The sequence below is a fragment of the Streptomyces solincola genome (assembly GCF_002982015.1).
In the GTDB taxonomy this organism is placed as follows: domain Bacteria; phylum Actinomycetota; class Actinomycetes; order Streptomycetales; family Streptomycetaceae; genus Streptomyces; species Streptomyces solincola.
Genome location: NZ_PVLV01000015.1, coordinates 1 through 11,866, shown reverse-complemented (window position 1 = coordinate 11,866; position 11,866 = coordinate 1). Strand labels below are relative to the sequence as shown.

Below are 11,866 nucleotides of genomic sequence, written 5' to 3'. Positions count from 1 at the left end.
TGAGCCGCCAACCGCCCGCGGCCCCGGGGCCGCGCGCGGACGGGGCCGCGCTTCCACGTGGAAGCGCGGCCCCGTCCGCGTGCCCCCGCCCGGCCGCCCGCTGTGCCGGCTCAGTCGCCGAGCACCCGCCGCAGGTAGTCGTTGCCGAACAGCCGGTCGGGGTCCAGCCGGTCGCGCACCGCGGTGAACTCCGCGAATCGCGGGTACGCCCCGGCCAGGTAGGCCGCGTCCCGGGTGTGCAGCTTGCCCCAGTGCGGCCGGCCCTCGTACGCGGTCATGATCCGCTCGACCTCCGTGAAGTACCCGCGGTACGGCGTGCCCTTGTACATGTGGACCGCGATGTACGCGGTGTCCCGCCCCGAGGCGGTGGACAGCGTGATGTCGTCGGCCGGCGCGGTGCGCACCTCGACCGGGAAGGACACCCGCAGCGGCGAGCGGTCCACCATCGCCCGCAGTTCCCGCAGCGCCGCCATCGCGGACGCGCGCGGCACGGCGTACTCCATCTCCACGAACCGCACCCGGCGCGGGCTGGTGAACACCTTGTACGGGATGTCGGTGTACGTCCGGGCCGACAGCGCCCGGCTGGAGATGCGGGCGATCGCCGGGACGGCGGCCGGCACCGCCCTGCCGGCGGTGCTCACCACCTGGAACAGCCCGTTGGACAGCAGCTCGTCCTCGATCCAGCCGCTGATCCGGCCCGGCGGGTCCACCGGCCCCTGGCTGCGGTTGTTGCGCTTGGTGGTGCAACGGGAGGTGTGCGGGAACCAGTAGAACTCGAAGTGCTCGTTCTCCGCGTGCAGGGCGTCGAACTCCTCGGCGACCCGGTCGAAGGGCATCGGCTCCTCGCGCGCGTGCAGCAGGAACATCGGCTCCACCGCGAAGGTGATCGCCGACACCACGCCCAGCGCGCCCAGCCCGATCCGGGCGGCCGCGAAGACCTCGGGGTTCTCCTCGGCCGAGCAGTCCAGCACCTCGCCGGCGGCCGTCACCAGCTCGAGGGCGGTGATCTGGGCGGCGATCGAGCCCGACTCCCGGCCGGTGCCGTGCGTGCCGGTGCTGGTCGCGCCCGCCACCGTCTGCTCCATGATGTCGCCCATGTTGGTGAGCGAGAGCCCCTCGCGCGCCAGCGCCGCGTTCAGCCGCTTCAGCGGGGTGCCGGACTCCACCGTCACCGTCATCGCCTGGCGGTCGATCCGCCGGATGCCGGTCAGCAGGTCGGGGCGTATCAGCACCCCGTCGGTGGCCGCGATGGCGGTGAACGAGTGCCCGGTGCCGACCGTCTTGACCCGCAGCCCCTCCGCGGCCGCCGTCCGCACCGTGTCGGCCAGCTCCTCCACCGAGGCCGGCCGCGCCTCCCGCTCCGGCCGGGCGGCCACCGTGCCGGCCCAGTTACGCCAGGTGGCTCTGCTCCGGGTCCTGCTCGCGGTCGTCACGATCTGACAGCCCCTCTCGTGTCGGCTCTGCCGCCGGCGGCGCCGGGCGCAGCAGGCGGTACCCCGTGAGACCCACCACCGCCGCGCACACTCCCGCCACGCCGGGCACCGCGTACCCGGCCGCCGCCCCGTGCGCGTCGACCACCCAGCCGCCGGTCGACGCGCCGAGCGCGATGCCCACCGCGAGCCCGGTGCTCGTCCAGGACATGCCCTCGGTGAGCTTGGCACGCGGTACGTGCGCCTGGACCAGCGCCATCGTCGTCACCATGGTCGGTGCGATGGCGAGGCCCGCGACGAAGAGCGCCGCGGCCAGGACAGGCAGGTTCCCGGCCAGTTGGAGGGGGATCATACTCACGGCCATCGCGCACACGCCCACCAGCCAGCGGCGCGGGGCCTCGCCCTTCAGGTGCAGCAGGCCGAAGACCGCGCCCGCCAGGCAGGAGCCCAGCGCGTACACCGCCAGCACCAGGCTGGACCACGACTTGTGGCCCTCGGCCTCCGCGAACGCCACCGTCACCACGTCCACCGAGCCGAAGATGGCGCCCGTCGCCACGAACGCCGCCACCAGCACCTGCAGCCCGCGCGAGCGCAGCACCGAACCGCCGGTGTGGTGCTCGGCCGGGTGCGGCACCGGCTCGGTGGCCCGCTGCGAGGTCAGCCACCACACCCCGACCGCCAGGAAGCCCCCGGCCAGCACCGGCCCGGCCGCCGGGAACCAGGTCGTCGACAGACCCACCGCGATGATGGGGCCGAAGATGAAGCAGACCTCGTCCACCACCGACTCGAAGGAGTACGCCGTGTGTAGCTCGCGCGGCGACTGCCGGTAGAGCGCCGCCCAGCGCGCCCGGGTCATCGCGCCCACCGAGGGCACGCACCCGACGCCCGCCGCGAACAGGAACAGCGTCCAGTCCGCCAGCCGCAACTGCGCGCACAGCACCAGGCCGGTCGCCGCCAGCAGCGAGACCAGCACCGTGGGGCGCAGCACCCGCCGCTGCCCGTGCCGGTCCACCAGCCGGGACACCTGCGGCCCCAGCGCCGCGGCCGAGACCGCCATGGTCGCCGACAGCGAGCCGGCCAGCCCGTAGCGGCCGGTGATCTCGGAGACCATGGTCATCACGCCCAGGCCCATCATGGCCAGGGGCATCCGGCCGAGGAAGCCGGCGGCTGAGAAGGCGACCGTCCCGGGAGCGGTGAAGATCGCGCGGTACGAACTGGGCAAGGGGCACTCCGGCCGGTCGGACCGGGCGGCGGCGGCGCGCGAAGCGAGGCGGGGGGACGGCCGCCGGGCACCACCGCCCGTAAGGCGTATGGGCAGCCTTGACAGCTTACGTGTCCGGCCCGGCCCGCCGCACCGCACTTTCCGGCCCCTGACCAGGGGCCGAGCGACTGCGGCGACGCGGGGCGAAGGTCCCCGCCGCCCGCCGCCGCGTCCCCCGCGCGCGTACCGCACGGCGGGTTCTCGACTGTCCGACCCGGGTGGCAGGATCAAGAACATGTCCGACGCCATGTCCGCCCAGCGCGACCCCGCCCCGTACGACGCCCTGCTGCTGCTCTCCTTCGGCGGCCCGGAGGGCCCCGACGACGTGGTCCCGTTCCTGGAGAACGTGACCCGGGGCCGCGGCATCCCCACCGAGCGGCTGAAGGAGGTCGGGCAGCACTACTTCCTCTTCGGCGGCGTCAGCCCGATCAACGACCAGAACCGCGCCCTGCTCGCCGCGCTGCGCAAGGACTTCGCCGACGCCGGACTCGACCTCCCCGTCTACTGGGGCAACCGGAACTGGGCGCCCTACCTCACCGACGCCCTGCGCGAGATGGTCACCGACGGGCACCGCCGCATCGCCGTGCTCGCCACCAGCGCGTACGCCTCCTACTCCGGCTGCCGCCAGTACCGCGAGAACCTCGCCGACGCCCTGGCCGCCCTGGAAGCGGAAGGGCTGCCGCTGCCCCGCGTCGACAAGCTGCGGCACTACTTCAACCACCCCGGGTTCATCCGGCCGATGGTCGACGGCGTGCTGCGCTCGCTCGCCGAGCTGGACGAGGACGTCCGCGCCGGCGCGCACATCGCCTTCACCACCCACTCCATCCCCACCGCCTCCGCCGACACCTCCGGCCCCGCCGGCGAGCACGGCGACGGGGGCGCCTACGTGCGCGAGCACCTGGACGTGGCCCGGCTGATCGCCGACACCGTCCGCGCGGAGACCGGCCTCGAACACCCCTGGCAGCTCGTCTACCAGTCCCGCAGCGGCGCCCCGCACATCCCCTGGTTGGAGCCGGACATCTGCGACCACCTGGAGGAGCGGCACGCCGCCGGCGCGCCCGCGGTCGTCATGGCGCCGATCGGGTTCGTCTCGGACCACATGGAGGTCCTCTACGACCTGGACACCGAGGCCACCGCCAAGGCTGCCGAACTGGGGCTGCCGGTCCGCCGCTCGGCCACCGTCGGCGACGATCCGCGGTTCGCCGCCGCCGTGCGGGACCTGCTCCTGGAGCGGGCCGCCGCCGAGCGCGGCATCGACCCCGAGCGGTGCGCGCTGGGGGCCCTCGGCCCCTCGCACGACCTCTGCCCGGTCGGCTGCTGCCCCGCCCGCGCCGCACGGCCCGCCGCGGCCGGCGCCGACAGCCCCTACGCGTGAGGAGCCCCGCCCCCGTGACCGGTGCCCGCGACCCGCTCGCCGCCGAACTCCTCGCCGTCGCCCTGGAGGCCGCCCGCCGGGCCGGCGCCCTGCTGCGCGACGGCCGCCCGGCGGACCTCGCCGTGGCCGCCACCAAGTCCAGCCCGATCGACGTGGTCACCGAGATGGACCTGGCCGCCGAGAAGCTGATCACCGGGTACCTCGCCGAGCACCGCCCCGACGACGGCCTGCTCGGCGAGGAGGGCGCCGCCACCGAGGGCGCCAGCGGGGTGCGCTGGGTGATCGACCCGCTGGACGGCACGGTCAACTACCTCTACGGGCTGCCCACCTGGGCGGTCTCCATCGCCGCCGAGCTGGACGGCGAGACCCTGGTCGGCGTGGTCGAGGCCCCGATGCGCGGCGAGACCTACCACGCGGTACGCGGCGGGGGCGCCTTCCTCGGCGAGCACCGGCTCGCCTGCCGCCCGTCCCCGCCGCTGGACCAGGCGCTGGTCTCCACCGGCTTCAACTACGTCGCCGCCGTCCGCGCCCACCAGGCCCAGGTGGCCGGCCGGCTGATCCCGCAGCTCCGGGACATCCGCCGCTCCGGCTCCGCGGCCATCGACCTCGCCGACGTGGCCGCCGGCCGCCTCGACGGCTACTACGAGCGCGGGCTGCACCCCTGGGACCTGGCCGCCGGCGACCTGATCGCCCGCGAGGCCGGCGCCCTCACCGGCGGCCGCCCCGGCGCCCCGCCCTCCGGCGACCTCACCGTGGCCGCCTCCCCCGGCGTCTTCACCCCCCTCCAGCACCTCCTGGACGAGTACGGCGCCTGGCACGACTGACGTCCTCGGGGCGGGCGCCACTCCTCGGCTCCGCCCACGCGACGCGCGCCGGCCCCGCACCGTCGTCCTGGTGCGGGGCCGGGCCGTGCTCTGTGCGCCGCAGGCGAGCCGGGCGTTGCGCGAGCCCTCAGGCGACCGCGGTCACCTGTACGCCGTGCTCGGCCGCGAGGCGGTGGAGGTCGTCCAGCTCCTCCTGCTCCACATCGGCCAGGAAGTCGTCGCCGTCCTCCCGGGCCCGCGACAGGTCCGTCTCCGCGGTCCTTATGCGCTGTAGCAGTCCAGCGGTGAAAGCGTCCATCGTGCGCCCCCTCGTCATGGGTCGGTGGCACGGGGTGTGCCGAGGGTGGTGGGAACCGGGGATCACGCACGCGGCGCCTGCACGGGGGACAGGGCGATCGGTGGCGTGCCACACACGCGGCGTGATCTCGGGTGTGCAAGTCGTCCTCCCCTCAGGCGCCCGCACGGAAACCTCAACCACGCCTCCAATCCGGGGATTCCCGCCACCGGGAAGCGGCCCGGGACCGGTTCCGCACCCCCGTCCGAGGCCCCCGCCGGGCGTCCACCGGCCGCCTTACAGCCGGTTTACGCGCGTAAGGGGCAGGATGGGGCGCACAGTCGGCCCACGGGACTCTGCCTGAAACCGTACGGCGACCGTCCGCGCCCGGGGCGCCCCCGTCCGGGCGCCCGGACCGCGTGCCCCCGCTCCGGCGCACCCCCTCCGGCGGGGGCCCGGCGCCGGGCCCGAAGACGTCATCCGCCCGCCCCGCGGGCGAGGAGGAAAGGAAACAGCGCCGTGCGCGTACTCGTCGTCGAGGACGAGCAGCTGCTCGCCGATGCGGTGGCCACCGGACTGCGCCGGGAGGCCATGGCCGTCGACGTCGTGTACGACGGGTCGGCGGCCCTGGAGCGCATCGGGGTCAACGACTACGACGTCGTCGTCCTCGACCGCGACCTGCCGCTGGTCCACGGCGACGACGTCTGCCGCAGGCTGGTCGAGCTCCAGATGCCCACCCGGGTGCTGATGCTCACCGCCTCCGGCGACGTCAGCGACCGGGTGGAGGGGCTGGAGATCGGCGCGGACGACTACCTGCCCAAGCCCTTCGCGTTCAGCGAGCTGATCGCCCGGGTGCGGGCCCTGGGCCGGCGTACCTCCGTCCCGCTGCCACCGGTGCTGGAGCGCGCCGGCATCCGGCTGGACCCCAACCGCCGCGAGGTCACCCGCGACGGCCGGGAGATCCAGCTCGCCCCCAAGGAGTTCGCCGTGCTGGAGGTGCTGATGCGCAGCGAGGGAGCCGTGGTCTCCGCCGAGCAGTTGCTGGAGAAGGCCTGGGACGAGAACACCGACCCGTTCACCAACGTCGTCCGGGTCACCGTGATGACCCTGCGCCGCAAGCTCGGCGAGCCCCCGGTGATCGTCACCGTGCCCGGCTCCGGCTACCGGATCTGATCCGGTGCCCGCCATGCCCGTCCCCCCGCACGCGCCGCCCAAGCCCACCTGGGACCCGCGCGACCCGGCCCGCCCCTGGCTGCGGCCCACCATCCGGATACGGCTCACCCTGCTGTACGGCGGGATGTTCCTGATCGCCGGCATCCTGCTGCTGTCGATCATCTACCTGCTGGCCGCGCAGGCCCTGCACATCGGCAGCGAACTGCCCTTCAAGATCGTCGAAGGCAAGATCACCAGCAGCGTCTGCTCGTTCCCCGCACAGGCCGAGGTGGACGTCGACGTCGCCAACCAGGCCATGAACGCCTGCGTCAACCAGCAGCGCCAGCACGCCCTCGACGACCTGCTGCGCCGCTCGCTGTTCGCCCTGCTGGGCCTCAGCATCATCGCCTTCGCCTTCGGCTACGCCATGGCCGGCCGGGTGCTGTCGCCGCTGGGCCGCATCACCCGCACCGCCCGCAACGTGGCCGGCGCCGACCTGTCCCGGCGGATCGAGCTGGACGGCCCGGACGACGAGCTGAAGGAGCTGGCCGACACCTTCGACGACATGCTGGAGCGGCTGGAGCGGGCCTTCACCGCCCAGCAGCGCTTCGTCGGCAACGCCTCGCACGAGCTGCGCACCCCGCTGGCGATCAACCGCACCCTCCTCGAAGTGCACCTCTCCGACCCGGGCGCGCCGGTGGAGCTCCAGCAGCTCGGCCGGACCCTGCTGGCCACCAACGAGCGCAGCGAGCAGTTGGTGGAGGGCCTGCTGCTGCTGGCCCGCAGCGACAACGAGATCGTCGAGCGCAAGCCGGTGGACCTCGCCGAGGTGGCCACCCGGGCCGTCGACCAGACCCGCGGGGAGGCCGAGGCCCGGGGAGTGGAGTTCCGCGGCGAGCGCGCCCCCGCGGTGGTCCAGGGCAACGGCGTGCTGCTGGAGCGGATCGCGCTGAACCTCGTGCAGAACGCGGTCCGCTACAACACCGACGGCGGCTGGGTCGAGGTGGTCACCGAGACCGGCCCCGGGCAGGCCGTGCTGGTGGTCTCCAACACCGGCCCGGTGGTCCCGGCGTACGAGATCGACAACCTCTTCGAGCCGTTCCGCCGGCTCCGGCAGGAGCGCACCGGCAGCGACAAGGGCGTCGGTCTGGGGCTCTCCATCGCCCGCTCGGTGGCCCGGGCGCACGGCGGCCGGATCACCGCCGTACCCCGGGACGGCGGTGGACTCGTCATGCGCGTCACGCTGCCCCTGTGACCTCGTACGGTCACTCCAAGTGACGGTCCGGGGCCGCGACACGCCGATGCGGAGGGGGGTCTTGTTCGCTTCAGGCGCAATTTCCCACCCCGGCGCCGGACCGGCCGCTGTGTGATCGATCACACCGGGTGCAAACCGGTCATCCACGCTCTGTGAGCGGAACAGGCCCGGGAAAGCCAGGAAAAATCGGGGTTTCCCGGGCCCGGGATCACGGGAAGTACACGGGGTGGCGCCTGTTCTGGCTGCCCCCGCGACCGTGTACGGTCCCGTTCGCCACCCAAACCCGATCACCCGCGCGGGGTCCGGTTGGGTGTCGATTGAGTAACAGACCTTGATGTGAGGCAAAATCTCCGCCTCAGGTCGGGCACAAGACCGGCCTCTCACGCGTTACGTGCGCTGGAGACACCGCAAACACGCAAACACCCAGAGGGGGAGAGCGCGATATGGCAACCGACTACGACACCCCACGCAAGACCGACGACGACGTCGACTCGGACAGTCTGGAAGAGCTCAAGGCCAGGCGGAACGACAAGTCGACCTCGACGGTCGACGTCGACGAGTTCGAGGCCGCGGAGGGCCTGGAGCTTCCCGGAGCAGACCTCTCCAACGAGGAGCTGGCCGTCCGGGTGCTGCCCAAGCAGGCGGACGAGTTCACCTGCATGAGCTGCTTCCTGGTCCACCACCGCAGCCAGTTGGCCCGCGAGAAGAACGGCCAGCCCATCTGCCGCGACTGCGACTGAGACGGGTCGGCCGTGGCAGCAGGCGACAACCCGCACAGGAAGCGGCGCTTCCGGCTCACTCGCAAGCCGGAGGCGCAGCAGGGCGGCGCCGACCGGACGCCGACGGCGTCCGACGACTCCGCCGAGCACACCGACCTCCTGCCCTCCGCCGCCACGCGTGACGACGAGCGAGGCCGTGCGGCCTCGCTCGAAGCGCGTCCGGGCGACGGCGGCCCCGCCACCCGGGCCCGGCGCATGGCCGCGCTGCGGCACGGCGTCCGCCGGGGGCGCGAGGGCGCCCGCGCGGGGCTGGGCCACCTCGCCGACCGGCTCATCGAGCTCGCGCCCCGCATCCCGGTCCGCGACCTCGACACCCTGCGCCGGCACTTCCCCGGCCTCGGGCCCGAGGAGATCGCCGACAGACTGGTCGCCGGCGCGGCCAACGCGGCGTCCACCGTCGGCGCCGGCGTCGGCGCCGCGGCCATGCTGCCGGTGCCCCCGGCCATGCCCGCCGAGATGGCCGCCGAGATCACCGGCATCGCCGCCATCGAACTGAAGCTCATCGCCGAGCTGCACGAGGTGTACGGCCGGCGGCCCCCCGGCACGTTCAGCGAGCGGGCCGGCGCCTACCTCACCTCCTGGACGGAGGAGCGCGGCATCGACGTGTCCAAGCCCGCCTCCGTCAACGCCGCGCTCGGCGGCCGGATGCGGCGCGAGCTGCGCCGGGCGGTCACCAAGCGGATGGTCCGCAACCTGCCCAACCTCGTGCCGTTCATGATCGGCGCGGTGGTCGGCGCCGCGATGAACCGCCGCGACACCAGGAAGCTCGCCGCCCGCATCCGCGAGGACCTGCGCCGCCACCAGGTGCCCTGGGACGCGCTGCCGGACCTCCCGCCGCTGGACCGCCCCCGCGACGCCAAGAGCCCCAAGGAGCTGGGCTACTAGCCGCAGAACCGGCGGCCCCCGGACACCCGCGAGCCCGGCCCGCAGGCCGGGCTCTTCGCCTGCCCGGGCCCCGGCCAGAGGCGCGGCCCGGCCTCAGGCGCCGCGCTCCTCGCGCACCGCTTCCCGCGCCGGGCGGCCGGCTCCCGCCGCCGTCAGGGCGGCCGCCAGGGCCTCGGGCTCCCGGCTGGACACGTACACGTACGGCGTGGGATCGGCCGGGTCCGTCACCGGCACCCGCACCGCCGTCGGGACGTAGCCGCGCAGCAGCAGGAAGGCGCGGGTGTCGGCCTTGTACGTGCGCCAGGCGCGCGCCTCCTCGCCCGCCAGCACCTCCGGGACGCCCAGCGCCCCCACCGGCACCCGGGCCGTGCCCGCCACCAGGGAGCCGGCCACCACCCGCACCCGCACCGAGCCGTAGGCGCTCACCGTCATCGCGGCCGCCGCCCCCGCCACGATCAGCCCGCCCAGCATGGGCAGCGTGCCCAGCGGGAGCATGATCAGCGCACCGGACAGACCGATCAGGGCGGCGATCAGCCACCACGAGCGGGGTGCGGTCAGGCGTTCGTCGTGACGCGGCTCCGGGGCCGCGGCGGAGGGCTGCATACACCCAAGCTTGGCACGGCGCGACCCCGGGTCCGCCGCGCGGGTAAGGTTCCCCGCTGTGACCACTGCACTGACGCCCCCGGCCGGGGCCCGGCCGCCGGTACGCCACCCCGACGCGCCCGCCCCGGGGGAGCCGCTCGGCTCCCACTACGAGCACTGCTTCGGCTGCGGCGGCGGTCAGCCGCACGGGTTGCACCTGGAGGCGCGCGCCGAGGAGGGCGTGGCGGTCACCGCCGAGTTCACCGTCACCGCCGACCACCAGGGCGCCCCCGGGCTGGCGCACGGCGGGGTGCTGGCCACCGCGCTCGACGAGACGCTCGGCTCGCTGGGCTGGCTGCTGCGCGTCATCGCGGTCACCGGCCGGCTGGAGACCGACTTCGTGCGCCCGGTGCCGGTCGGCACCGCCCTGCACCTGTCCGCGGAGGTCACCGCCGTGCACGGCCGCAAGATCTACGCCACCGCCACCGGCCGCACCGGCGGTCCGGACGGCCCCGTCGCGGTGCGCGCCGACGCCCTCTTCATCGAGGTCAAGGTCGACCACTTCATCGACAACGGGCGTCCCAAGGAGATCCAGGCCGCGATGGCCGACCCCGACACACAGCGGCGCGCCCGCGCCTTCGAGGTGAACCCCTGATGCGTACTCCGGTAGACGTGCTGATCCGCCGCGTCCACCCCGACGTCCCCCTCCCGTCGTACGGGCACCCGGGCGACGCCGGGGCCGATCTGGTCACCACCGAGGCCGCGGAACTCGCCCCCGGGGAGCGGGCCGTGCTGCCCACCGGGGTGTCCATCGCGCTGCCCGACGGGTACGCGGCCTTCGTGCACCCCCGTTCCGGTCTCGCCGCCCGCTGCGGGGTGGCTCTGGTGAATGCCCCGGGGACCATCGATGCCGGGTACCGTGGGGAGATCAAGGTGATCGTGGTGAACCTGGACCCGCGCGAGAGCGTGCGGTTCGAGCGGTTCGACCGGATCGCCCAGCTTGTCGTCCAGCAGGTCGAGAAGGTCCGCTTCCACGAGGTGGCGGAGCTCCCCGGCTCCGCGCGGGCCGAAGGGGGCTTCGGGTCCACCGGCGGCCACGCCGCCGTGGCGGACCGGACGGGCGCTTCGAGGGGTGCTCCGACGGACGTCCCGACGGACGGCCGGTCGGGCGTTCCGACGGGTGGGAATCCATACGTATCGGTCGTATCCGACCGGGAAGGACAGTGACGTGTTCGGACGTCGCAAGAAGAGCGGTGCCGCTGCCGACGCGGCCGGCGAGGCCGAGCAGGTCGTCGACGAGACCGTCGAGGACGAGGCGGAACAGAGTGGCGGGCAGCGCCGGGTGAACCTTCCGCCGGCGCCCCGGCCCGACGGCCCCTGGGACGTCTCCGAGGTCTCCCGCCCCGAAGAGGGCCGGGTCGACCTCGGCGGCGTGTTCGTGCCCGGCGTCGAGGGCATGGAGCTGCGGGTGGAGGTCGCCGGTGACGCGATCGTCGCCGCCACCGTGGTGCTGCGGGACAGCGCCATCCAGCTCCAGGCGTTCGCCGCCCCCAAGCGGGAGGGCATCTGGGGCGAGGTCCGCGACGAGATCGCCTCCGGGATCACCCAGCAGGGCGGCGTCATCGACGAGGTCGAGGGTCCGCTCGGCTGGGAGCTGCGGGCCCGGGTGCCGGTGCAGCTCCCGGACGGCACCGGCGGGGTGCAGCTCGTGCGCTTCGTCGGCGTGGACGGCCCCCGCTGGTTCCTGCGCGGGGTGATCTCCGGCCAGGGCGCGGTCCAGCCGGAGGCCGCCGGCCTGCTGGAGCAGATCTTCCGGGACACCGTCGTCGTCCGCGGCGAGGGTCCGATGGCCCCCCGCGACCCCATCGTGCTCAAGCTCCCCGAGGACGCCCAGATGGTGCCCGAGGGCGTGCAGCAGGAGGACCAGGAGACGTCCCGCTTCTCCGGCGGCATGGGCCAGCTCCAGCGCGGCCCGGAGATCACCGAGGTCCGCTGACCCCCACCGCGCCCCCGCCGTACCGGTGCCCCGCCTGTCTCTTATACACATCT

At 74.2% G+C, this 11,866-nt stretch carries 13 protein-coding genes; 9 read left to right on the top strand and 4 right to left on the bottom strand.

The genetic code is table 11. From position 1 onward, the window contains the following. Positions 1 to 110 precede the first annotated feature (110 nt). Together C6N75_RS01175 and C6N75_RS01170 are read right to left on the bottom strand one after the other, a co-directional pair. Positions 111 to 1,433, bottom strand: a complete 1,323-nt coding sequence (locus tag C6N75_RS01175) for a D-arabinono-1,4-lactone oxidase (RefSeq protein WP_407703187.1) — start codon at positions 1,431 to 1,433, stop codon at positions 111 to 113. Beyond that, the gene (locus tag C6N75_RS01170; protein WP_105866942.1) at positions 1,390 to 2,652 is read right to left on the bottom strand and encodes an MFS transporter; all 1,263 of its coding nucleotides are present in this window, start codon (positions 2,650 to 2,652) and stop codon (positions 1,390 to 1,392) included. The genes C6N75_RS01175 and C6N75_RS01170 overlap by 44 nt, the downstream gene beginning before the upstream one ends. Positions 2,653 to 2,938: 286 nt before the next feature. On the opposite strand from C6N75_RS01170, the gene C6N75_RS01165 reads away from it, so the two are divergent. Continuing rightward, positions 2,939 to 4,066 (top strand): ferrochelatase, encoded by a 1,128-nt coding sequence (locus C6N75_RS01165; RefSeq protein ID WP_105866943.1) that lies wholly within the window; start codon positions 2,939 to 2,941, stop codon positions 4,064 to 4,066. Between the two features lie 14 nt (positions 4,067 to 4,080). Continuing rightward, on the top strand, positions 4,081 to 4,890 hold the full coding sequence (locus C6N75_RS01160; RefSeq protein WP_105866941.1) for an inositol monophosphatase family protein: 810 nt from the start codon (positions 4,081 to 4,083) through the stop codon (positions 4,888 to 4,890). Positions 4,891 to 5,017: 127 nt separating this feature from the next. Here C6N75_RS01160 and C6N75_RS30355 read toward each other — a convergent pair whose 3' ends face one another. After that, positions 5,018 to 5,188, bottom strand: coding sequence for a hypothetical protein (locus tag C6N75_RS30355; protein WP_181160276.1), 171 nt, complete (start codon positions 5,186 to 5,188; stop codon positions 5,018 to 5,020). A 495-nt stretch (positions 5,189 to 5,683) separates the two neighbouring features. On the opposite strand from C6N75_RS30355, the gene C6N75_RS01150 reads away from it, so the two are divergent. The 4 genes from C6N75_RS01150 to C6N75_RS01135 all read left to right on the top strand — a co-directional run bounded on the left by C6N75_RS01150 (position 5,684) and on the right by C6N75_RS01135 (position 9,235). After that, complete coding sequence (locus C6N75_RS01150; RefSeq protein WP_105866939.1) at positions 5,684 to 6,337, top strand: response regulator transcription factor; 654 nt, start codon at positions 5,684 to 5,686, stop codon at positions 6,335 to 6,337. A 13-nt stretch (positions 6,338 to 6,350) separates the two neighbouring features. Then, on the top strand, positions 6,351 to 7,571 hold the full coding sequence (locus C6N75_RS01145; protein WP_181160275.1) for a sensor histidine kinase: 1,221 nt from the start codon (positions 6,351 to 6,353) through the stop codon (positions 7,569 to 7,571). Positions 7,572 to 8,014: 443 nt separating this feature from the next. Beyond that, positions 8,015 to 8,311, top strand: a complete 297-nt coding sequence (locus C6N75_RS01140) for a DUF4193 domain-containing protein (RefSeq protein WP_003955561.1) — start codon at positions 8,015 to 8,017, stop codon at positions 8,309 to 8,311. 12 nt (positions 8,312 to 8,323) lie between these two features. After that, positions 8,324 to 9,235, top strand: coding sequence for a hypothetical protein (locus C6N75_RS01135; protein WP_105866937.1), 912 nt, complete (start codon positions 8,324 to 8,326; stop codon positions 9,233 to 9,235). A gap of 93 nt (positions 9,236 to 9,328) precedes the next feature. On the opposite strand, the gene C6N75_RS01130 is transcribed toward C6N75_RS01135, so the two are convergent. Then, complete coding sequence (locus C6N75_RS01130) at positions 9,329 to 9,838, bottom strand: DUF3093 domain-containing protein (RefSeq protein ID WP_105866936.1); 510 nt, start codon at positions 9,836 to 9,838, stop codon at positions 9,329 to 9,331. A 58-nt stretch (positions 9,839 to 9,896) separates the two neighbouring features. Between C6N75_RS01130 and C6N75_RS01125 the strand changes: the two genes are divergently transcribed. From C6N75_RS01125 to C6N75_RS01115, 3 genes are read left to right on the top strand one after another with little or no spacing between them, the layout of a single operon-like run. Then, on the top strand, positions 9,897 to 10,472 hold the full coding sequence (locus C6N75_RS01125; RefSeq protein ID WP_105866935.1) for a PaaI family thioesterase: 576 nt from the start codon (positions 9,897 to 9,899) through the stop codon (positions 10,470 to 10,472). After that, complete coding sequence (gene dut, locus C6N75_RS01120; protein WP_105866934.1) at positions 10,472 to 11,044, top strand: dUTP diphosphatase; 573 nt, start codon at positions 10,472 to 10,474, stop codon at positions 11,042 to 11,044. Before C6N75_RS01125 ends, dut begins: the two co-directional genes overlap by 1 nt. Before the next feature lies 1 nt (position 11,045). Next, positions 11,046 to 11,813, top strand: coding sequence for a DUF3710 domain-containing protein (locus tag C6N75_RS01115; RefSeq protein WP_105866933.1), 768 nt, complete (start codon positions 11,046 to 11,048; stop codon positions 11,811 to 11,813). The last annotated feature ends 53 nt before the right edge of the window (positions 11,814 to 11,866 follow it).